17 protein-coding genes and 1 other annotated feature are annotated in these 23,444 nt (G+C 45.0%); of the genes, 14 read left to right on the forward strand and 3 right to left on the reverse strand.

The features are described 5' to 3' along the window. The first annotated feature begins 289 nt into the window (after nt 1-289). A complete protein-coding gene (gene lon / locus LRR81_RS01495) occupies nt 290-2,611 on the forward strand; it encodes an endopeptidase La (RefSeq protein WP_231787530.1) in 2,322 nt (773 codons plus the stop codon). Continuing rightward, nucleotides 2,611-3,219: a ribosome biogenesis GTP-binding protein YihA/YsxC gene (yihA, locus tag LRR81_RS01500; protein WP_231787531.1), complete on the forward strand. Its 609-nt coding sequence runs from the start codon at nt 2,611-2,613 to the stop codon at nt 3,217-3,219. Before lon ends, yihA begins: the two co-directional genes overlap by 1 nt. Nucleotides 3,220-3,469: 250 nt before the next feature. Here yihA and LRR81_RS01505 read toward each other — a convergent pair whose 3' ends face one another. Beyond that, the gene (locus tag LRR81_RS01505; RefSeq protein ID WP_231787532.1) at nt 3,470-3,952 is read right to left on the reverse strand and encodes a LiaI-LiaF-like domain-containing protein; all 483 of its coding nucleotides are present in this window, start codon (nt 3,950-3,952) and stop codon (nt 3,470-3,472) included. 189 nt (nt 3,953-4,141) lie between these two features. On the opposite strand from LRR81_RS01505, the gene hemA reads away from it, so the two are divergent. The 8 genes from hemA (at nt 4,142) to ysxE (ending at nt 13,054) form a co-directional block, all read left to right on the forward strand. Continuing rightward, complete coding sequence (gene hemA / locus LRR81_RS01510) at nt 4,142-5,488, forward strand: glutamyl-tRNA reductase (RefSeq protein WP_231787533.1); 1,347 nt, start codon at nt 4,142-4,144, stop codon at nt 5,486-5,488. Between the two features lie 17 nt (nt 5,489-5,505). Next, nucleotides 5,506-6,336 (forward strand): cytochrome c biogenesis protein, encoded by an 831-nt coding sequence (locus tag LRR81_RS01515; RefSeq protein ID WP_231787534.1) that lies wholly within the window; start codon nt 5,506-5,508, stop codon nt 6,334-6,336. A 251-nt stretch (nt 6,337-6,587) separates the two neighbouring features. Beyond that, complete coding sequence (gene hemC, locus LRR81_RS01520; RefSeq protein WP_231787535.1) at nt 6,588-7,520, forward strand: hydroxymethylbilane synthase; 933 nt, start codon at nt 6,588-6,590, stop codon at nt 7,518-7,520. Continuing rightward, nucleotides 7,517-8,314 (forward strand): uroporphyrinogen-III synthase, encoded by a 798-nt coding sequence (locus LRR81_RS01525; protein WP_231787536.1) that lies wholly within the window; start codon nt 7,517-7,519, stop codon nt 8,312-8,314. The genes hemC and LRR81_RS01525 overlap by 4 nt, the downstream gene beginning before the upstream one ends. Continuing rightward, a complete protein-coding gene (gene hemB / locus LRR81_RS01530) occupies nt 8,305-9,282 on the forward strand; it encodes a porphobilinogen synthase (RefSeq protein ID WP_231787537.1) in 978 nt (325 codons plus the stop codon). The genes LRR81_RS01525 and hemB overlap by 10 nt, the downstream gene beginning before the upstream one ends. Nucleotides 9,283-9,302: 20 nt before the next feature. Beyond that, on the forward strand, nt 9,303-10,589 hold the full coding sequence (gene hemL, locus LRR81_RS01535) for a glutamate-1-semialdehyde 2,1-aminomutase (protein ID WP_231787538.1): 1,287 nt from the start codon (nt 9,303-9,305) through the stop codon (nt 10,587-10,589). Between the two features lie 294 nt (nt 10,590-10,883). After that, on the forward strand, nt 10,884-11,927 hold the full coding sequence (gene spoVID / locus LRR81_RS01540; protein ID WP_231787539.1) for a stage VI sporulation protein D: 1,044 nt from the start codon (nt 10,884-10,886) through the stop codon (nt 11,925-11,927). 116 nt (nt 11,928-12,043) lie between these two features. Beyond that, complete coding sequence (ysxE, locus tag LRR81_RS01545) at nt 12,044-13,054, forward strand: spore coat protein YsxE (protein WP_231787540.1); 1,011 nt, start codon at nt 12,044-12,046, stop codon at nt 13,052-13,054. Nucleotides 13,055-13,091: 37 nt separating this feature from the next. On the opposite strand, the gene poxB is transcribed toward ysxE, so the two are convergent. Next, nucleotides 13,092-14,810: a ubiquinone-dependent pyruvate dehydrogenase gene (gene poxB / locus LRR81_RS01550; protein ID WP_231787541.1), complete on the reverse strand. Its 1,719-nt coding sequence runs from the start codon at nt 14,808-14,810 to the stop codon at nt 13,092-13,094. A gap of 187 nt (nt 14,811-14,997) precedes the next feature. Further along, on the reverse strand, nt 14,998-15,189 hold the full coding sequence (locus LRR81_RS01555) for a hypothetical protein (RefSeq protein WP_231787542.1): 192 nt from the start codon (nt 15,187-15,189) through the stop codon (nt 14,998-15,000). A gap of 169 nt (nt 15,190-15,358) precedes the next feature. Next, nucleotides 15,359-15,588: a binding site (T-box leader), on the forward strand. Nucleotides 15,589-15,639: 51 nt separating this feature from the next. Between LRR81_RS01555 and LRR81_RS01560 the strand changes: the two genes are divergently transcribed. The 4 genes from LRR81_RS01560 to LRR81_RS01575 all read left to right on the forward strand — a co-directional run bounded on the left by LRR81_RS01560 (nt 15,640) and on the right by LRR81_RS01575 (nt 23,387). Then, a complete protein-coding gene (locus tag LRR81_RS01560; protein ID WP_231787543.1) occupies nt 15,640-18,288 on the forward strand; it encodes a valine--tRNA ligase in 2,649 nt (882 codons plus the stop codon). 85 nt (nt 18,289-18,373) lie between these two features. After that, nucleotides 18,374-19,669, forward strand: a complete 1,296-nt coding sequence (locus LRR81_RS01565; protein WP_231787544.1) for a bifunctional folylpolyglutamate synthase/dihydrofolate synthase — start codon at nt 18,374-18,376, stop codon at nt 19,667-19,669. 174 nt (nt 19,670-19,843) lie between these two features. Further along, entirely contained in the window at nt 19,844-21,553 is a 1,710-nt protein-coding gene (locus LRR81_RS01570) for a sensor domain-containing diguanylate cyclase (protein WP_231787545.1), read from the forward strand. A 109-nt stretch (nt 21,554-21,662) separates the two neighbouring features. Continuing rightward, the gene (locus tag LRR81_RS01575; RefSeq protein ID WP_231787546.1) at nt 21,663-23,387 is read left to right on the forward strand and encodes a VWA domain-containing protein; all 1,725 of its coding nucleotides are present in this window, start codon (nt 21,663-21,665) and stop codon (nt 23,385-23,387) included. The last annotated feature ends 57 nt before the right edge of the window (nt 23,388-23,444 follow it).

Here is a 23,444-nt window from a genome sequence, read left to right on the forward strand (position 1 = left end):
ACCGTCCTTCACGCGGAAAGCGGACGTCTGAATACTGCAATCAACAAAGAAAAGCCTTGTTTTTGGCGCTATGCCCAAAACGGGGCTTTTTCTCTGGCGTTTGCCATATACATTAACCATATTCCTCTTTTTCTTTCAGCTTCTAAAAGGGTATACTACCTACATAGCCCGCGAAACATTGAAATAGACACTATCTGGAGAATAAGATAGAATTGTACAAGGTATCTTGGAAAAGGCATAACTATAGGTATCAGCAGATTCAACAAGAATGTTTTGGAGGTGTACTGGGATGGCGAATGAGAATCAAATTACCGTTCCCCTCCTACCGTTAAGAGGCTTGTTGGTTTATCCGACAATGGTGCTTCATCTTGATGTAGGACGAGAAAAATCAGTTCAGGCTTTGGAAAAAGCTATGATAAATGATCACACAATTTTTTTGACAACCCAAAAGGAAATTTCCATAGATGAGCCAAAGGAAGAAGACATTTATGCCATTGGCACCTATACAAAAATCAAACAGATGCTGAAGCTTCCAAATGGCACAATCCGTGTTTTGGTGGAGGGACTTCAAAGAGGAAAAATTGAAGCATTTACAGAAGAGGAAGAAGCCTACTCTGTTACCATATCCACCTTTTCGGATGAGCCTGGAAAGGACGCCGAGAATGACGCTCTTATGCGGACGCTGCTTGAATACTTTGAACAATATATTAAGCTGTCAAAGAAAATTTCAGCTGAAACTTATGCCACAGTAGCAGACATAGATGAACCGGGCCGTCTCGCGGATATTATCGCATCGCATCTTCCGCTTAAACTGAAGGAAAAGCAGGATATTTTAGAAACGCTTGATGTGAAAGAGCGCCTGAACAAGGTTATTGATATTATTCATAATGAAAGAGAAGTTCTTCAGCTTGAGAAAAAAATCGGGCAAAGAGTAAAGCGGTCGATGGAACGGACGCAAAAGGAGTATTATCTCCGCGAACAGATGAAAGCGATCCAGAAAGAGCTTGGAGATAAGGAAGGCAAAACGGGCGAGGTTTCAACGCTTGCCGAAAAAATTGAAGAAGCCCAGATGCCTGAGCATGTGAAAGCTGCTGCACTGAAGGAGCTTGACCGGTATGAAAAGGTTCCGGCAAGCTCAGCGGAAAGCGCCGTGATCCGCAACTATATTGATTGGCTGATCGCTCTGCCCTGGGTGAAGGCAACAGAGGACCGGCTTGATCTGAATGTGGCAGAAGACATATTGGAAAAAGAGCATCACGGTCTTGAAAAAGTGAAAGAGCGCGTGCTTGAATACCTTGCCGTGCAAAAGCTCACCAATTCCTTGAAAGGGCCGATCCTATGCCTTGCGGGACCCCCAGGGGTAGGGAAAACCTCTCTTGCCAAATCGATTGCAAAGTCCCTAAACCGGAATTTTGTTCGCGTATCCCTTGGCGGAGTTCGCGATGAATCAGAAATCAGAGGCCACCGCCGCACATATGTCGGTGCTATGCCTGGGCGCATTATTCAAGGACTGAAAAAAGCAGGCAGTGTTAATCCGGTCTTTTTGCTTGATGAAATTGATAAAATGTCCAACGATTTCAGAGGCGACCCTTCCTCAGCATTGCTTGAGGTTTTGGATCCAGAGCAAAACAGCAATTTCAGCGATCACTTTATTGAAGAAACGTATGACCTGTCAAAGGTCATGTTCATCGCTACAGCAAACAATCTGGCAACGATTCCCGGACCGCTCCGGGACAGAATGGAAATTATTACGATAGCTGGCTATACAGAGCTTGAGAAAATTCATATTGCCAAGGATCATCTGCTTCCAAAACAGCTCGAAGCACACGGCCTTAGAAAATCGAACCTGCAGATCAAAGATTCAGCCATACAGAATATCATCCGCTACTATACAAGAGAAGCCGGTGTGAGAGCGCTTGAGCGCCAGCTTGCTGCCATTTGCAGAAAAGCGGCAAAGCTGATTGTCGGCGAAAGCAAAAAGAAAATCATTGTTACCGATAAAAATCTATCCGTTTATCTTGGCAAGGAAGTTTTCCGCTACGGCCAGGCTGAGCTTGAAGATCAGGTCGGCGTCGCAACAGGACTAGCATACACGACAGTCGGAGGAGATACGCTTTCCATCGAAGTGTCCCTGTCACCGGGAAAAGGGAAGCTGATTCTGACAGGAAAGCTCGGCGATGTGATGAAGGAATCTGCACAGGCTGCCTTCAGCTTCATCCGCTCCAAAGCAAAGGAGCTTCACATTGATCCGGATTTTTATGAAAAAAACGATATTCACATCCACGTTCCGGAGGGAGCTGTACCGAAGGATGGTCCTTCAGCAGGCATTACAATGGCCACTGCTTTGATCTCAGCACTGACAGGAAAACCGGTTAGGAAAGAAGTGGGCATGACAGGAGAGATTACGCTTCGAGGCAGAGTGCTTCCGATCGGCGGATTAAAGGAAAAATCCCTCAGCGCCCACAGGGCAGGACTGAAAACCATCATTCTGCCGAAAGACAACGAAAAAGATTTGGAAGATATTCCGCCAAGTGTGAGAGAAGAATTAACGTTCATTCCCGTCTCACATCTAGACGAAGTGCTAAAGCACGCATTGACAGGAGAAGCATAATGAAAGTAACAAGTTCAGAGATTGTGATCAGTGCCGTAAAACCTGAGCAGTATCCGGAGGGAGACCTTCCGGAAATTGCTCTTGCCGGCAGATCAAACGTTGGAAAATCTTCCTTTATCAATAAAATGATTAACAGGAAGAGCCTTGCCAGAACCTCTTCAAAACCAGGGAAAACACAAACGCTGAATTTTTATATTATTAATGAAGCGCTGCATTTTGTGGATGTACCCGGCTATGGATACGCGAAAGTGTCTAAATCAGAAAGAGATGCCTGGGGAAGAATGATTGAAACGTACCTTACAGGGAGAAGACAGCTTGCAGCTGTTGTTCAGCTCGTTGATTTAAGGCATCCGCCTTCCAAAGACGATATTTTGATGTATGGCTTTATTAAACACTATGATTTGCCTGTCATCATTGTCGCCACAAAAGCAGACAAGATTCCAAAAGGAAAATGGCAGAAGCACTTAAAGGTGATTAAAGAAGACCTTCAAGTAGAAAAAGGCGACAAGCTTGTCCTTTTTTCATCGGAAACAGGTCTTGGGAAAGATGAAGCCTGGAATGAAATTCACATGGCTATAGAGGCACACGGGCAGCAAAGTGAAGCCTAATCTAATATGCATATAAAAAGAACAGCACCGTCTTCTTTACAGAGGACTGGTGCTGTTCTTTTATTTTTGGCTCTGTTAAATTTGACTTTTGATTTACGTTTCAGGCGTCCGCTTTCCGCGGGCAGTGCGGGAGCCTCCTCGTCGCTTCGCTCCTGCGGGGTCTCCCGTCACTTGCACTCCCGCAGGAGTCTCCCGCCTGCCACTGCAATCAACAGGTGCTTATAAATCAACATTCTCCTTTAAGCATAGCCTATTTTTTCCGCCAAAGCCAGAGCGCGCCGGCAATCAGCAGAAGGACAGGCCAGAAATTTTGAACGGTGTCCATCCCTTTTTGAATTTGTCCTGCTGATTTGAAAATCTGGTTCGTAAAATGCAGGAACAGCCCGACAGCTAAAACCAGCAGGCCTTGAAAATAGCCGCTTTTGGTTTTCATTGCATGAATTGTCAGGCTGATGCCAATAATGAGAGTGATAGCTGCTGGATCATCAGGCCAAAAAGAATACTTGTCTGCAAGGTGAAAATGAAGACCGAGCCCGAATAGTATAATGCCGGGAATCCAGTAGGAATCAATTTTCTCAATCGCAGCCTGCAGGAGGAACAGCAGGCCGAACAGGGCGAGAAGCGTCTGCCAGCTGTTCTGCTCAGGAAAAAGCTGTATGTGCATTTTCTGAAGCAGAAAATAAGCGCCGATTCCGAGCAGAAAGTATGCAGGAAAAACACCAGGTTTCTTCATTCTTTCACCTCAAACGTTATGTAATACGATCTGCTTGCACACCTTCGCCCGTTTTTGGTACGCTAAACCTTGGACAAAGGCACGAGAATAAAAGGTTTGTTTGTTGTTCACATTTTTTCAGAAATAAGCCTTTCCTATCATGTTATAATATAAATACTGAATTATGTAAATGGGGGGTACTAGAAGAAAATGCACGTTCTTACAGTTGGTTTAAATCATAAAACGGCCCCTGTCGAAATTCGAGAAAAGCTTAGCTTTAATCCCGATGAGATCGGGGATGCAATGAAAACATTAAAAACGCAGAAAAGCGTTTTAGAAAATATAATTGTCTCCACATGCAACAGAACGGAAATTTATGCTGTGGTTGACCAGCTTCATACAGGCAGATATTATTTAAAAGCCTTTTTGGCAGATTGGTTTCAGCTTCCAATGGAGGAATTTTCGCCGTTTCTTTCTTTCTTTGAAAACGATGGAGCCGTTGAGCATCTGTTCCGGGTGGCATGCGGTCTTGACTCTATGATTCTTGGCGAGACGCAGATCCTCGGACAGGTCCGCACAAGCTTTATGCTTGGACAGGAGCTTGATACAACAGGCACTGTGCTGAATCATTTGATGAAGGAAGCTGTGACCCTTGCGAAAAAAGGCCACAGCGAAACAGACATCGGCTCAAATGCTGTATCTGTCAGCTACGCAGCTGTAGAGCTTGCAAAAAAAATCTTCGGCGATCTTCACGGCCGCAGCGTGCTGATTCTCGGCGCAGGAAAAATGGGCGAGCTTGCTGCAAAAAATCTTCACGGAAGCGGTGCCTGCCGCGTAACGGTTATGAACAGAACATACGAAAAAGCGAACATGCTTGCAGCCAAGTTTTCAGGCGAAGCGAGGCATATGGATGAACTCTCAGCAGCCCTTGCTGAAGCTGATATTGTGATCAGCAGCACAGGTTCAAAGGATTATGTCATTACGAAAAAGATGATGGCGAATATTGAGCGTGAGCGAAAAGGCCGTCCGCTGTTTATGGTTGATATTGCTGTGCCGCGCGACTTGGATCCTGAACTGGAACAGCTTGAGAGCATTTTCCTATATGATATTGACGATCTTGAAGGTATCGTTCAAGCCAACCTGCAGGAGCGCAAAGCAGCAGCTGATGAAATCGGCATTATGGTTGAAGCAGAAATTGTAGCTTTTAATGAGTGGCTCAGAACGCTTGGCGTTGTACCCGTCATTTCCGCTCTCCGCCAAAAAGCTCTTGGCATTCAGGCTCAGACAATGGAAAGCATTGAAAGAAAAATGCCGAACCTGACTGAGCGGGAGAAAAAAGTGCTGAATAAGCATACGAAAAGCATCATTAACCAGCTGCTGAAGGATCCGATCCTGAAAGTGAAAGAGCTTGCTGCTGAGCCGGATGCGGAAGAAACGCTTGCCTTATTTAAAAAGATTTTTGATATTGAAGAAGAAACAGAGCAGCAGAAAAAGCGGGAAGCCCAAGCTTCCATCACAGCTGACGCGGTTAAAGCCCATGTTCCTGTCCAGTCATAAGAGAAGGGAATTATTTTATGATTGAGATGAACTTATCAAGGCTGAACGAGCTGGCCGTCATACTATACGCGGTCAGTGTCCTCTTTTATTTTATAGATTTTCTTCATAACAACCGGAAGGCGAATCGGAGCGCCTTCTGGTTGCTTTCTATTGTTTGGCTGCTGCAAACAATTTTTTTATTTACCGAGATGATTCTTACAGGAAAATTTCCTGTCTTGAACATTGTGGAAGGGCTTTATTTTTACACGTGGGTGCTCATTACCTTTTCTCTTCTGCTGAACAGGTTTTTAAGAGTGGATTTTATTTTGTTTTTCACCAATTTAATTGGATTTTTAATGATGGCGATTCATACGTTCGCTTTGACGCAGAACCAGCCTGGCGCTTTGAGTGATCAGCTTATATCCGAGCTTTCGATCATTCATATTGCGATGGCAATTATCTCGTATGGCGCCTTTTCCATCAGCTTTGTTTTTTCCGTCCTGTACCTGCTTCAGTATGATCTGCTGAAAAAGAAAAAATGGGGCAAGCGGCTGCTCAGGATCGAGGATTTATCAAAGCTTGACCGGAACGCTTACCTGCTGAATGTGATAGCTGTTCCCATGCTTCTTTTAAGTCTCATACTCGGATCGGTTTGGGCGTATACAAAGCTCGATAATTTTCACTGGTATGATGCAAAGGTGCTCGGCTCCTTTGCGGTTCTCATTGTGTACAGCTTTTATTTATATAATAAAATTGTAAAAGATTTGCAGGGCAGATCGATTGCTCTATGGAATGCAGCAGCCTTTTTAGTTCTGCTGATCAACTTTTTCCTGTTTGGCAGTTTATCCAGATTTCACTGGTTTTCATAACAAAGGCTAAGTTAAAGAAAAGTGATGATTAATTTTTACACACCTGTTGATTGGAGTGGCAGGCGGGAAACTCCTGCGGGAGCAGCGGGACAGGTGAGACCCCGGAGGCGCTAAGGCGCCGAGGAGGCTCAGCGCCCGCCCCGCGGAAAGGGGACGCCTGAAACGGAAATCAACAGACAAATTTTACAGAGCCTAACAGTAAGCCAAGATAGAATATAAGCCTGCAAAGGACAGGCGCCGGAGGGTCATTTATGAGAAAAATCACAGTAGGTTCAAGGAGAAGCAAGCTTGCCATTACCCAGACAAAGTGGGTCATCAGCCAATTGAAAAAAGCGGGAGTGCCTTTTGATTTTGAAATAAAAGAAATCGTGACAAAAGGAGATAAGATTCTCGATGTGACGCTTTCAAAGGTCGGCGGAAAAGGGCTTTTTGTGAAAGAAATTGAACAGGCTCTTTTAAATGGCGAAATTGATATGGCAGTACATAGCATGAAGGATATGCCTGCGGCACTGCCAGAGGGTTTAACGATTGGATGTATTCCGGTGAGAGAAGACCACAGGGATGTGCTGATTTCTAAAAGCGGCAAGAAGCTTGATGAGCTCCCGAAAGGCTCTGTTATTGGAACAAGCAGCCTGAGAAGAAGCTCACAGCTTCTAGCTTTAAGACCGGATCTTGAAATCAAGTGGATCAGAGGAAATATTGATACGAGAATTGAAAAGCTGAAAAATGACGAATATGATGCAATTATTCTGGCTGCTGCAGGATTGTCACGTATGGGATGGAGCAAGGAGATAGTGACGGAATTTTTAGATCCGTCCATTTGTCTGCCGGCGGTCGGCCAGGGAGCATTATCAATCGAATGCCGCCGAGAGGACCTTGAACTCCTGGAAGCCCTGAAACGCATTCATGACGATGAAACAGGACGTGCTGTTGAAGCTGAGAGAGTGTATTTAAATAGAATGAACGGAAGCTGCCAGGTGCCGATTGCCGGCTATGCCTTTATTGAGGACGGTACGCTGTCCATGAGCGCACTCGTTGCATCGCCTGACGGCAAAGAAGTGTATAAAGCTGCAACTAGAGGAGACAAGCCTGAAGAGCTTGGAGCATCTCTATCAGCAGAGCTTTCGGCTAAAGGAGCCAAAGCACTGATTGAAAGGGTCAGGGAAGAACTGGATCAATCATGATGCCCGAAAAGCCGCTTTCAGGCAAAACCGTTCTGTTTACGAGAGCACGGGAACAGGCTCTTCCGTTTGCAGAGCAGGCAGAACAAATGGGAGCAGAAACAGCGGTCATTCCACTGCTCGCTTTTTCTCCTTCAGGGAATGCTGCTGAGATTCAGAAGGTGCTTGAAGAGCTTCCAGATTACAAATGGATTGTGTTTACAAGCGCTAACGGAGTAAAGTACTTTTTCTCTCATTTTAAAAAGAGTGATTCCATCCCGCATCATGTGAAGGTTGCTGCCGTTGGCATGAAAACAGCGAAGAAGCTGCAGGAGTACAGCGTTAGAACAGATCTTCTGCCTGAAGAATACACAGCAGAGGGTCTTTCCGAGTCCATGATAAAGGAGCTCAGAAGCGGAGAGAAAGTGCTTATTATCAGAGGCAGCAGGTCCAGAGAAGTGCTGACAGCTGAATTGAAAGCAAAAGGATTTTCTGTAACAGAGTGCATGGTATACAATACAATTGTGAAAAAAGAAGCAAAGCTTGAGCTTTTTGAGACAATCAGCAGAAAGCCTTTTGATTATATTACTCTTGCAAGCCCTTCAGCTGTTGACGGCTTTATGAATGCTGTGAAAGAAAACAGCCAGGAAGAGCAATGCAAAAACACGCATTTTGTCTGCATCGGCCCAATTACCGCAGAAGCTTTGAAGGAATATGGCCTGAACGCCCTCGTGCCTGAGCGCTATACAATGGAAGATATGCTTGAGAAAATGGCAGAACATGCGTCACTTACAGAGGAGGAACAAACATGGAATTAAAATTCAACCGCCACCGCAGATTAAGAGTAAATGAAAGCATGCGCGCCCTTGTAAGAGAAACACATCTGGACGCGGAAGATTTCGTCTATCCGATCTTTGTACTGGAAGGTGAGAAAAAAAGAAATCCCGTCCAGTCGATGCCGGGCGTTTTTCAGGTTTCTCTTGATTACCTGAATGATGAAATGCAGGAGCTGACAGATCTCGGCATTAAATCAGTAATGGTTTTCGGTGTGCCTGATCATAAGGATGCTGTCGGATCTGAAGCTTACCATGACCATGGAATTGTTCAAAAAGCGATATCACAAATTAAAGAAACCTTCCCAGAGCTTGTTGTCATTGCGGATACCTGCCTTTGCCAATACACAGACCATGGCCATTGCGGGATCGTGGAAAACGGCAAAATCCTGAATGACCCGACATTGGATCTTTTGGCAAGAACGGCTGTCAGCCAGGCGAAAGCAGGGGCAGATATTATTGCCCCATCCAACATGATGGACGGGTTTGTTGCAGCGATCCGCCATGGACTTGATGAAAACGGATTTGAAGACGTGCCTGTCATGTCGTATGCTGTAAAATATGCGAGTGCCTTCTACGGCCCATTCAGAGAAGCTGCCCACAGCACTCCGATGTTCGGCGACCGCAAAACCTATCAAATGGATTATGCGAACCGGATGGAAGCGATGAGGGAAGCCCATTCAGATCTTGAAGAAGGAGCAGATTTCCTAATTGTGAAACCCGCGCTATCTTATCTTGATATCATTCGCGATGTAAAAAACAATTTGAATGTCCCGGTCGTTGCCTACAATGTGAGCGGGGAGTACTCCATGATTAAAGCAGCCGCACAAAATGGCTGGATTGATGAAAAGAGCCTTGTGCTTGAAATGTTTATCGGAATGAAGCGTGCTGGAGCAGACATGATAATTACGTACTTTGCGAAAGATGCTGCACGCTGGCTGAAAGAACAATAATCTGCAAAGGGGCGCTTAAGATGCGAAGCTATGAAAAATCAAAACAGGCATTCAAGGAAGCGTTAAAAATGATGCCTGGCGGGGTAAACAGCCCTGTCCGCGCGTTCAAGTCGGTTAATATGGATCCTATCTTTATGGAAAGAGGGAAAGGATCCAAAATTTACGATATCGATGGCAATGAATACATTGACTACGTCCTTTCATGGGGTCCGCTGATTCACGGGCATTCCAATGACCGTGTAGTAGAAGCCGTTAAAAAAGTAGTAGAGTCGGGGACAAGCTTTGGCGCCCCTACTTTAGTTGAAAATAAACTGGCTGAGCTTGTGATTGACAGGGTGCCTTCCATTGAAATTGTCCGCATGGTGAGCTCTGGCACTGAGGCAACGATGAGTGCGCTCCGCCTTGCAAGAGGGTATACGGGACGGAACAAAATTCTGAAGTTTGAAGGCTGCTATCATGGGCATGGAGACTCTCTTCTGATAAAAGCAGGATCAGGGGTAGCGACTCTTGGTTTGCCTGACAGCCCAGGGGTGCCGGAAGGGATTGCCAAGAATACGATCGCAGTGCCTTACAACGATGTGGAAAGCGTTCGTTATGCTTTCCAAGAATTCGGGGATGATATCGCCGGAGTGATCGTTGAGCCTGTTGCAGGAAATATGGGGGTTGTGCCTCCGCAGCCGGGGTTCCTTGAAGAATTGAGAACCTTGACTGAACAATACGGCTCACTCTTAATTTTTGATGAAGTCATGACAGGCTTCCGTGTTGATTACAACTGTGCACAGGGCTATTACGGTGTAACGCCTGATCTTACATGTCTTGGCAAAGTCATCGGCGGCGGTCTGCCCGTCGGAGCTTACGGAGGCAAGGCGGAAATCATGGAGCGCATCGCACCGAGCGGTCCGATTTATCAGGCCGGCACGCTATCAGGCAATCCGCTTGCCATGACAGCAGGCTATGAAACACTTGTTCAGCTGACTCCTGATGATTATGCAGGTTTCCGCAAGAAAGCTGACTTGCTTGAGGAAGGGCTGACTGCAGCCGCAGAGAAGCATGGCATTCCGCACACAGTAAACCGTGCAGGATCTATGATCGGCTTTTTCTTTACTAACGAACAGGTTATCAATTATGATACGGCTAAAACCTCAAATCTTGGGTATTTTGCCGAGTATTATAAAGAGATGGCGAACAATGGCGTCTTTCTGCCGCCTTCTCAATTTGAAGGGCTGTTCCTGTCAACAGCGCACAGTGAGACTGACATTGAAAAGACAATTGAAGCTGCTGAAAAGGCTTTTTCAGTATTAAAATAATGCTATTTTAAGAAGAATATTAATTTTGGAGCACCTGTTGATCTACGTTCCAGGCGGGTGACCCCGCAGGAGTGAAACGACGAGGAGGCTCCAGCACTGCCCGCGGCAAGCGGACGCCTCGTGCTGAAATCAGCAGCCAAATTTAACAGAGCCAAAATAAAAGCAAGCCCGGATAGGGAGACAAGGATTAGTCTCCCTATCCGGTTTTTTTAGTTCTTTTTTCCGGCTTTTCCTCATAAATCTGTAGTGTCAACTGCGATTTTCAGGCTGCGTGGATGAAAGGAGGAAAACCGATTGTTTCAGGATGATGCATTGCGCTTCTCAGTAGAAGAATCAGTCTGGTTCCAAAAAGGACAGGAAGTACAGGAGCTGCTGTCTATTGCGCTTGATCCTGACATTTCCATTCAGGAGCATGATCAGTATGTTTCCATCAAAGGAGCACTGCTGCTGACAGGTGAATATAAAAAATCTGAATCTCCTTCCGAAGAACCGTTTGAATATACCAATGCAAGGTATGTACAGGAAACGGCCGACAGGGAGGACGGTACAACGGAGATGTCCCACAGGTTTCCTGTGGATATAACGATACCGAAAAACCGGATTCCTTCACTTGATGAGGTATTTGTCACGATTGAAACGTTTGACTATGAATTGCCTGAGGCAGACTGTCTGAAGCTTCTGGCTGATTTATCGATTAACGGAGTTTCACGCCAGTCGGCTGATTACATGGCGGAAGAGCCAGCCGAACATCACGGTGCTTACCCGGAGACACCAGAATATGACCCCGCATACGGGGAAGAGGCAGCTTATGAACCTGAACCTGCCATGTTCAGAGGCTATACATTGGAAGCTGAAGCAGATGAAGCCATGAAAGAGCAGGCGTACAATGAGCTGTTCATGGATGATTCCGAGCGGGACAGCGATGAAAGCGAGCTCTATACGCCATTTGAAGTAGAAGTCAGAAAGACCCCTGCTAAAGAAGTAACCTATTTCTCTCACGCCTATGAAGAAGAGCAGGCAGAAGAAAGCAGTTATCAAGCTCAAGCTTCAACCTACAAAGAACGGCACGAGCAAGCAGCCAAAGCGGCATCAGAAGAACCTGTCCGCACAGATGAAAACGCCCTTTACTTAACGAAAATTTTCACAAGAGATGATGAAGAAGAATTTTCAAGAGTGAAAATGTGCATTGTGCAGCAAGGAGAAAGCATCGACAGCATTTGTGAGAAATACGATGTTACCGTCCAGCAGCTCATGCGCGTCAATCGCCTTGGGGCAGATAAAGATATATACGAAGGCCTTATTCTGTATATACCGGATTACGCTGACTTGAAGTCCTGACATAGGTAACAGCTTTGCCGGAAAACGGCTGATTTGATCAGCTGTTTTTTCCTCTTTGAAGGCTGCAATAGCAGGCTTGTGCTTTTCTAATGACAGCAGATAAGTGGTGAGTTTGTATGATGGAAGAGATACCGTATATCCTGCGGCAATATCAAATGAACCTGGAATTTGCAGAACAAATTACCCCTCATTTATATAAAGCCTATACAAATCAAGGTCCTTTTGCGGTTAAACAAATCAAGCAGAACAGGGATTTTCAGTTTCCTGAGCTGCTTGCAGAATTGCAGCAAAAGGGGTATTCGAACGTTGTGCCGATCTATCAGAATCAGTCTGGCAGCTTTATTACGGCAGTAAATCAGCATCATTATTATGTGATGCCATGGCTTCAGGAAGAGCAGGAAGAAGAGCGGGATTCCAAGCATGACTATTTCTTTAAGGAAGCGGCCCAGCTCCATGCGCGGACACTGAAGGAAGTAAAGCTGACCGGCGATGAAGCCGCCAAGCATTACGACCTCCTGCTGAAACGGTGGGAAGAGGAGAACAAAGCATACGAAAAATTCGTTGAGCAATGTGAGAAACAATGGTACCTGTCACCTTTTGAGCTGCAGGCTGTCACCTATTTCATTGAAGTATCAAGAGCAACCGATTTTGCCAAAGAAAAACTTGGTGAATGGAAGGAATCGATGGAGGAAAAGGAAACCGTCAGGATGGCCCTGAACCATGGAAGCCTGTCTATTCATCACTTTATCTACGACCGTAATGAACAGCCTTATTTAACAAACTTCGAAAAAGCAGCCTATTCCAGTCCCATTGACGATATGCTTCAATTTTTCAACAAAACCTTTAAAACCTATCCGATCCGGTGTGATGAATGCATTGACTGGTACTACAGCTACCAGCGCCAATTTCCGTACACTGCAGATGAGTCTCATTTGTTTTTAAGCTACCTATCCTATCCCCATTCCATTCATAGCCTGATTGGGTCCTACAGCAGCCGCAGGGATGGAAGCGAGCTTGACAGCAACAGAAAACTCATGCAGGAATATTGGAAATTTAAGAATGTGGAATATTTTGTCATGCGGGTGAATGATATTGAGACACAAAAAAAGATGGCGCAGCAATCGTAAAAAAGGTGCTCCTGAATTTTCAGGGCACCTTTTTCCATTACCTTAGCAAGTTCGTTTTTGCCAGTTCAATCAGTTCGTTCCCATTGCCGTTGAGCACAGCTTTTACCATCCAAAGAGTAAAGCCGTGCGCCTGCTCAAATTCGATTTTTGGAGGAAGCGAAAGCTCTTGTCTGTTTACAAGGACATCGATCAGAACTGGTCCGCTGTAGGCTAAGGCTTCTTTTAAAGCTCCTTCAAGCTCAGCTGGCTCAGAGACCCTGATGCCTTTAATGCCAACACCCTCGGCAATCGCTGCAAAATTGGTGTTATCAAGGGCTGTTCCGGTTTCAAGATAGCCGGCCGCCTTCATTTCAAGCTCCACAAAGCTTAAGGAGCCGTTATTGAACACAACCATTTTGATTGGAAGACCGTGCTGCTTCACAGTCAGAAGATCGCCCATCAGCATGCTGAGCCCCCCGTCACCGGAAAGGGAGATCACCTGGCTGTCAGGCCGCGCTTTTTGAGCGCCAATCGCCTGCGGAAGCGCATTGGCCATTGTGCCGTGATTAAATGAGCCTAACAGGCGGCGCTTACCGTTCATTTCGAGATAGCGGGCGGCCCACAACGTCGGCGTTCCAACATCACAGGAGAAGACGGCATCTTCACTGGCAAGGTCACTTACAAGCTTTGTTAAATACTGAGGATGAATTGGAGCCCGTCCAGGCTCAGCCAGCCTGTTGAGCGACTTCCGGACACTCTTGTAATCATTGACATGCTTTTCAAGATGCCTGTCGGAATGCTCTTCCCTCAGAAGCGGTAAAAGCGCAGAAACTGTATGTTTAATGTCCCCGACAACCCCGTATGCTAATGGCGCTCTTCTGCCGAGATGCTCTCCTTTAATATCCACTTGAAGAATATCCGCGTCTTTCGGGAAAAACTGGCGGTAAGGAAAATCAGTTCCAAGCATAAGAAGCACATCGCAATCCATCATCGCATGATAGCCGGAAGAATAGCCGATCAGCCCTGTCAGGCCTACGGAATAAGGGTTGTCATATTCTAAAAACTCTTTGCCTCTGAGGGCGATGACCATTGGAGATTTCAGCCTCTCGCAAAGCTCCATTAGTTCGGAATGCGCTCCCTGGCATCCGGCGCCGCATAGCAAGGTAATTTTTTTCCCTTTATTCAAATATTCCGCGAGCTTTTCGAGCTCCCCGTCAGACGGGCGGATAACAGGATTCGGAACATGAATAACGTGCTCTGGAACTGTTTCATTATCAGGCAATGAGGCGACATCTCCAGGCAAAACAAGAACAGAAACCCCTTTTCGCCCGATTGCATGCTGCATCGCAATTGTGACAAGACGGGGCATTTGTTCCTGTCTTGTCACAACTTCAGCGAAATGGCTGCAGTCCTTAAAAAGGTGATCCGGCTTTGTATCCTGAAAATACTCGCCGCCGATTTCATTGCTTGGAATATGGGCGGCAATAGCGAGCACAGGAATTCTGTTGCGGTGGCAATCATACAAGCCATTAATCAAATGAAGATTTCCCGGTCCGCTTGAGCCGGCGCAAACGGCTATGCTGTTGCTGAGAAGAGAATCAGCTCCTGCTGCAAAAGCGGCTACCTCTTCATGCCTGACAGATACCCATTCAATTTTCCCCGATCGCCTGATGGAATCAAGCACTGCATTGAGCGAATCACCGACAATGCCATAAATCCGTTTAACTCCAGCCTGAAGCAATGAGTCAATCAAGAGATCCGCAATCGTTTTTTTCATGCTATTCCTCCAGAGAAATTTTTTTAGCATTCTTCTTTCATCGAGAACATGATGAATGGCTGAAGCATGGCTCCAAGATGATCCAATGCTGCTGCGTGTCCATACACTTCACAAAAAAAGAAGTCCTATCAATAGGACTTCCCTCATTTCCCAGCTTCTAAAGCATCTAATAAAAAAAATCACAGGACTAGATCCATTCAAGGTGAATCGCCAAGGCAAGGATGATCAGTGCAGCAAGAAGAATAACGTCAAACGAAGTTGGGAAAAGAATGGTTCTGATGCCCTGGAACACGGCAAGAGGAATAACGAATTGAATGCCAACCGACCGGAATTCCTTCATCCACGCCGGCATTGTATACCTGTTGAATTTTTTCCGCATGATTGCTCCGCTCCTTCATGCATGCTTATATAGGCAGGATATGACCATTCGCCCTGGTTCGTGCGTATAAAAAGTCAGGAATCCGGGAAGGCTGAAAACCCAAGTATCTAATTATGTTGACGCAAAAAACAGGAATGTAATAAAATAAGAATAGAATATACATATGATGCAAAATGCTTGGACAGGGAAGAGTACAGTAACCGGCGCCTTAAAGAGAGGAAAATCACTTGCTGAAAGATTTTCTAAGGAAGCCATGCTGGAAGGTCGCCCTTGAGCAGCTATCCTGAAAGAGAGTAGGGATGGCCGGCATGAACTGCCGTTATTCCTTTTGAGAGCACGGCCGAATACTGGCCGTGAATGAAGGTGGTACCGCGAAACAGAACTCCGTTCGTCCTTTGGATGAAGGGAGTTTTTATATTTTTACGGATTGTTTATAAGGAGGAGTTATCAATGAACGATACTAATGAATTGTCAATGCCGACAAAATATGATCCCGCAGCCATTGAAAAAGGGCGCTACGATTTCTGGATGGAGGGTAAATTTTTTGAAGCGGCAAATGATCAAAATAAAACACCTTACACGATTGTCATTCCGCCGCCTAACGTAACAGGAAAGCTTCACCTTGGCCATGCCTGGGATACGACGCTTCAGGATATACTGACCCGCATGAAGCGGATGCAGGGCTATGATGTGCTTTGGCTGCCTGGAATGGACCATGCCGGCATCGCCACTCAGGCGAAAGTGGAAGGCAAGCTGCGCGAAGAAGGAAAATCCCGCTATGACCTTGGCAGAGAAGCATTTGTAGAAGAAACGTGGAAGTGGAAAGAAGAATACGCTGCATTCATCCGCACACAGTGGTCAAAGCTTGGTCTTGGCCTTGATTACTCCCGTGAAAGATTCACCCTTGATGAGGGCTTATCAAAAGCGGTTAACGAAGTATTTGTCTCCCTTTATAACAAGGGACTGATTTACCGCGGCGAATATATCATTAACTGGGATCCGGCTACAAAGACGGCCCTATCTGATATTGAAGTAATTTATAAAGATGTTCAGGGCGCTTTCTATCATATGCGCTATCCTCTGAAGGACGGAAGCGGGCATATCGAAATTGCCACAACCCGACCTGAAACGATGCTCGGTGATACAGCTGTTGCCGTTCACCCTGAAGATGAGCGCTATAGGCATTTGATCGGCAAAACGCTGATTCTTCCAATCGTCGGCCGCGAAATTCCAATTGTAGCGGATGATTATGTTGAAATGGATTTTGGTTCAGGAGCAGTGAAAATTACACCTGCGCATGATCCAAATGATTTCGAGCTCGGAAATCGCCACAGCCTTGAGCGCATCCTTGTGATGAACGAAGACGGCACCATGAATGAAAAAGCAGGCAAGTATGAAGGCATGGACCGTTTCGCCTGCAGAAAGCAAATCGTGAAGGATCTTCAGGAAGAGGGCATCCTGTTCAAGATTGAGGATCACCTTCATTCTGTCGGCCATAGTGAACGAAGCGGTGCTGTTGTAGAACCGTATTTGTCTACACAATGGTTTGTGAAAATGCAGCCGCTCGCAGATGAAGCCATCAAGCTGCAATCAAAAGAAGAAAAAGTAAACTTTGTGCCTGACAGATTTGAAAAAACCTATTTGCACTGGATGGAAAATATCCGAGACTGGTGCATTTCCCGCCAGCTTTGGTGGGGACACCGCATTCCAGCCTGGTATCATAACGAAACCGGCGAAGTTCATGTAGGCCACAAGCCGCCGCATGATGTGGAAAACTGGAAGCAGGACGAAGATGTGCTTGACACATGGTTCAGTTCAGCATTATGGCCGTTCTCCACAATGGGCTGGCCTGACGAAGAATCAATCGACTATCAGCGCTATTATCCGACAGATGCCCTTGTAACAGGGTATGACATCATTTTCTTTTGGGTATCCCGGATGATTTTCCAGGGTCTTGAATTTACAGAACAACGCCCATTCAAAGATGTTCTCATTCATGGTCTCGTAAGGGATGCTGAAGGCAGGAAAATGAGCAAATCATTAGGCAATGGTGTGGATCCGATGGAAGTGATTGAAAAGTACGGTGCGGACTCTCTCCGCTACTTCCTGTCAACGGGCAGCTCGCCTGGCCAGGATCTTCGCTTCAGCTATGAAAAAGTGGAGTCCACATGGAACTTTGCCAATAAAATATGGAACGCCTCCCGTTTTGCCCTCATGAACATGAATGGCTTAACATATGAGGAAATTGATTTGTCAGGCGAAAAGTCTGTTGCGGATAAATGGATTTTGACAAGGCTGAACGAAACGATTGAGCAGGTGACAAAGCTTGCAGACAAATACGAATTCGGCGAAGTCGGCCGCCTGCTCTATAACTTTATTTGGGATGACTTCTGCGACTGGTACATCGAAATGGCAAAAATTCCGCTTTACGGGGAAGATGAAGCGGCAAAGCTGACAACGCGCTCGATTTTGGCTTATGTGCTTGATCAGACAATGAGGCTGCTTCATCCGTTCATGCCGTTCCTGACAGAGGAAATTTGGCAGAACCTCCCTCATAAAGGCGAGTCCATAACCATTGCAAAATGGCCTGAAGCAAAACAGGAGCTCAGTGATGAAAAAGCAGCAGAGGACATGAAGCTGCTCGTCGAAATCATCCGTTCTGTCCGGAATATCCGGGCTGAAGTAAACACGCCGATGAGCAAGCAAATCAAGCTGCAAATCAAAACGAAAACAGCTGAAACGGCTCAGCAGCTCGAAGCCAACCGCTCGTATCTCGAACGCTTCTGCAATCCAAGCGCTCTTGAAATCCGTACAGACTTAACAGCAGCTGAAAAGGCTATGACAGCTGTTGTATCAGGTGCAGAGCTGATTCTTCCGCTGGAAGGCCTGCTGAATATTGACGAAGAAATTAAACGCCTGGAAAAAGAGCTTGATAAACTGAACAAAGAAGTAGAGCGCGTTCAGAAGAAGCTTGGCAATGAAGGCTTTGTGAAAAAAGCGCCTGAAAAAGTCATTGAAGAAGAAAAGGCGAAAGAAAAAGACTACTCAGAAAAAAGAGACGCTGTTCTTGCCAGAATGGAAGAGCTGAAAAATCTTTAATATGCAAGAGCAGTGCCTGGTTTTTCTCCATGAAGGAGAAGGCCAGGCATCTTGTTTAGGTTCCAAAGGCTAAGGGGTGAGAAAAATGACAGCAGCATATACAGAAGCGCTGCAATGGATTCATTCAAGGCTTGCGTTCGGCATTAGGCCCGGCTTGAAAAGAATGCAGGCCATGATGGAAGCGCTCGGCCATCCGGAAAGAGACTTGCCGATCATCCACATTGGGGGAACTAACGGCAAAGGTTCCACTGTTTCTTATTTGCTTCATATTTTTAATGAAGCAGGCTATACAGCAGGGACCTTTACCTCCCCGTATCTTGAAAGCTTCAATGAGCGGATCAGCGTGAACGGAATCCCTGTGAGCGATGAAGAAATGGTTCAGCTTGTTCAAGCGGTAAAGCCGGCAGCAGAAGCTTTGGAAGACACAGAGCTTGGATCTCCGACAGAATTTGAAGTCATCACAGCCATGGCCTTTTATTACTTCGGAAGAATTTATCGGCCCGATGTTCTGCTCCTTGAGGTTGGTCTCGGCGGAAAATATGATTCAACGAACATTATTCAGCCGCTGCTCTCCATCATTACAAGTGTCGGCCATGATCATATTAATATTTTAGGCAGCAGCATTGAAGAAATTGCGGGAGAAAAAGCCGGTATTATAAAATGGAAGACTCCGATACTTTCAGGGGCAGAAATACAGGAAGCAAGCGCAGTCATTGAAGCCAAAGCTTTTGAAGAAAAATCAGATTTGCTCAGGCTGAATCAGGAAATTATCCTCTCAGAGATCCAGGCAATAGGAAGCGGAGAGCAATTCAATATAAAGACGCCAGCCCTGCATCTTGAAGAGGCATCCATCTCAATGACAGGCATTCATCAGGTGAAAAATGCCGCTCTTGCCATCGCAGCTTGCGGCTGGCTGAATGAAAACGGCCTGTTTCATCTGGAAGAAGAGAAGATCAGAAAAGGGCTTCAAAAAACAAGATGGAACGGCAGGCTTGAAACCATATCAGAGAATCCAGCCATACTGCTGGACGGCGCCCATAACAGAGAAGGCGTCCAAAGCCTTGTCAGCGCCCTTTCCCGCCATTACTCAGACAGGAAAATTTATCTCGTTTTTGCCGCTTTGAAGGACAAAGAATACGGCGGAATGATCACTGAGCTTGAGCGTGCGGCAGACCGCTTTTATCTATCAAGCTTTGATTTTCCAAGAGCTGCATCAGCTGAAGAGCTTTTTCAAAAGAGCAGTCATACTGACAAGGAAATCCTCCCAGACTGGGAAACCGGAATTGAAAAAATTGCCGGGGAAATGACACCTGACGGCTTGCTTGTTATAACAGGATCTCTTTATTTTATTTCGCAGGTAAGGTCCCATCTCTTAAAATGAAAAGAAGCATATCTGCCATTTAAGCAGATATGCTTCTTTTTCATGTTGTCAATTAGTAGATATGCAAAATAAAAGAAAAAATTTAGGTCTAATAACCTAAAAAAGAAAAGACACTTTTCAGAAATTTTGCTAAAATATAGAAATAGATAAATGGGTCAGAAGGGTGTGAAGTATTTGGAAAGGAAAAGACAGGTGATTTTGTGGACGGGCTGGGCTATTTTATGTCCTGTCATACTCGCTGCAACCTATCATCTTTGGCCGCCTTCATTTGCCGGGAACATGACAGACTTAATTCTGTTTTTCATCCTCATGTGTTTAGTCTGTTTTAAGCCGATTATTGTAAATGACACGCCGATCTTCTTTGTAGAAGGTGTGGCACTGGCTGTTTTTATATACTTTGGCGTTTTTGCAGAAATGCTTATGATGCAAATTTCCACAGTGCTTGTCATGTTAAGTTTGAGAGTGGGACTAAAACAGCACTACCGATACGCCACAAATTCTCTAATGTTTTTACTGGTCTGCCTTTTAGGAGGCGTATTTTACGAGTCAGTCAGCGGGCAGCACGGAAAAGTAGAGTTTTCCTTGGGATTTCTGCTGAATGTAATCGGCTATTCGCTGGTTGTCTGGAGCGTCAATCACTGTCTGCTTCATATGGCGAGACTTTATCTATATCAAAGGAAGGACAGGTTTTTCACAAAGGATTTTTGGTGGGAAATCTTTAGTTCCGTCATGGTTCTGCCGGTCGGAATTATCCTGTATCTTCTCTATGCTCAGCTCGGCATGCCTGCCATTTTATATGTTGGGATTCCAATGGTAACCCTTGGAGTTATTCTTAATCTTTATTACTCAAGCCAAAGAGTGAATGGATACTTGCAGCAGGCAGCTGAAATTGGCAAACAGCTGACAGAAAGACTAGAGGAAGATGAAGTGCTCAATGTTTTCCATGAGAAAATGACGGCCATGTTTCCCGTAGATTATGCTTATATTATTGATATTGTCGACCATTCACGCTTTAAAATTATCCGCACACTTGAAAATGGCGCTGTCAGAGAAAGTGGATTAGAGAGTTTTCCAATTGAGCAGGGAATCAGCGGCTATACGTACCGGACGCAAAAAGGAGTGCTCGTTAAAAAGCGAAGCGGCCGGGAAGAATTCGGTCATTCATTATTGCCTGAATCAGTAGAAAGCGTCATATCCGTACCCATCATACGGAGCCAGGAAGTAACAGGGATTGTGTTGTTCACTTCGAACAAAAAACGAGCCTATGAAAACTATCAGCTGATGATTGTAGAATTGCTCACAGCCCATCTTGGTGTCGCCATAGAAAATGCGAGAAGCCATGCCCATACAAAAGAACAAAGCATTCGCTGTTCATTGACAAAGCTTTATAACTACAGGTATTTAGAAAAATCTCTGCAGGATGAATTCGCTTTGCTGAGAAAGCATCCTGACCGCATCTTGTCCCTTGTTATTTTGGATATTGATCATTTTAAGAGCATCAATGACACATATGGCCATCAGGCCGGAAACGAAGTATTGTCCCAGCTTGCAAGAAGACTTGAAAGGTTTACAGGTGACAGAGGAACAGTCTATCGTTACGGCGGCGAGGAATTTGTCATCCTTCTCCCTGAAATGGAGAAGAATGCCTGCTTTGCTTTTGCAGAAGGCGTGAGAAACGAAATTGCTTCCACTCCATTTTTACTTGAGCAGGATATGAATGAAACAAAATCAAGGGCAGCCGTTCCGATCACGGCAAGCATCGGCATTGCTGCTGCACTGGAGGACGCAGACGACGAGCTCTCGCTGATCCGCCATGCTGACCGCGCGATGTATGTCGGTGCCAAGCAGGCCGGAAGAAATAAGGTTGCTGGGTATGGAAGATAAAAACCTTCAAAAGAACTAGTAAAATACTATCATTTAATTGTGGAATTTTGGTATAATGTGTGCGTAAAGGCACCATTACATATTTTTGGGTGCCAATAGGAGGAGATATATGCGCAGGAAGATAAGAGCATTCTCATTAGTAGCATGTATTTTGATTTTTATTCAAGCATTTTTGCCAAACCATTTTGCAACCGCTGCTGACACAGACATGACTCTTGATGCGGATGTATCCGGTCCGGCACTTCTCAACAGAGAATATCTTAATCTATCTCCAACAGGACAATTCAACATCAGCCTTTTGCCGAAAGGAAAAGCGCCATTAACAGAACGCTCACCGATTGACGTAGTATTTGTTTTTGATAAATCAGGATCGATGAATGATGTTATTAAAGGACATACAAAGCTGTGGTATGCACAGCAGGCAATGAACAGCGCCATTAGTGAGTTTAATGCTAATAATGCTGGTCGAAAGGTGAAGGACCGCTTTGGTTTGGTTGCTTTTGACAGTGATGTTAGTTTAAGTGATTCTCAGTTAACATTGGATTCTAACCTATCAGCTATTTCTGCCAAGGTTACCAAAATGGTAGCCTCAGGTGGAACGAACTATACGCAGTCCCTGGAAAAAGCAAGGCTTTTATTAACACAGAATAGTGATGGGAATAACCGAAAGAAACATATTATATTTCTAACAGATGGAATTCCAACGAATTCTATGCAATATGAAAAGGTTAATGGAACCTTTTATGCTTCCTACACGTTCTATGACATGCTTGGTTATTTTTTTGAAGGCCGATACAGTTTGAGCAATTATTTTTATATGGGCAATGATGTATATTATGTTTCAAAGTATAAAGAGAAAATTGATGGCTATCGAAATGTTTACTATGATACAAATGGTAACCGGAATAATATTGCAATTGATAACAACGGAACGCTCTTTCTTTACGCGGCGAATGACCCAAGAGCAGTAACAGGCATCACTGCCCAAGTAATGAATCAGGCCCAGCTATTAAAGGATAATCAAATCACATTAAACGCGATCGGTTTTGGAAATGCTGCCGATAAGAAACAATTGGATATGGATTTGCTGAAGGATATGGCTGCTTTAAGCAAAGGAACTGCTTCTAATGCGATAGATGAAGATATCGTAACCATCTTCCAAACACTATCAAGAAACCTTTCTTCTAAAGATCCTTTGTTTACAAATGGAACAATCAGCTTTAAGCTTCCTGACAGTGTGAAGCCTTCATCCAAGGATATTAATTTTGACAGCAAAAGCGGCACCTATTACATGGCTATAAAAGATATCAAGTACAAGCCAGACCCGGTTTCAGATCAATTGCAGTATACAATTCCTCTTACATTCAGTGAAGAAGGCAAGTACACAATTACGTTCAATATTTCGTATGGAGATACTTATCAAACTGCCAAAACGGCTGCCATTGAAGTGAAAAACATCGATTTGACAGGAATTGCTTTTCAGCAGTCTGAAATAACGCTAAAAGTAGGGGATAAAATTGAATTAACAGGCATCCCTAACAATGTGATCAAATTCAGCCCTTCTAATGCGGTAAATCAGCGGATTACAAACGTATCCAGCACGAAAAATGATACGGTGCGCATTGTAAAAAGCAATGGAAAGATTTTTATAGAAGCAGTCAGCCAAGGGTATGCAACAGTTACAGCCACTGCAACAGACAAGCAAAAAACGTTTGATGCTTCTCAGGTTATTTATGTAGATGAAAACACCGACAATGGAACAGGCGACACCGGGAATAATGGGGGACCAAACGATGGCTCCAATGGTTCTAAAACCGGCAATTATAAGTGGTAACTTGGAATGAAAGTAAAAAACCTCCGGACCCTTAATCAGGTCCGGAGGTTTTTTATT

It is taken from the genome of Metabacillus kandeliae, assembly GCF_021166585.1.
GTDB lineage: Bacteria > Bacillota > Bacilli > Bacillales > Bacillaceae > Metabacillus_B > Metabacillus_B kandeliae.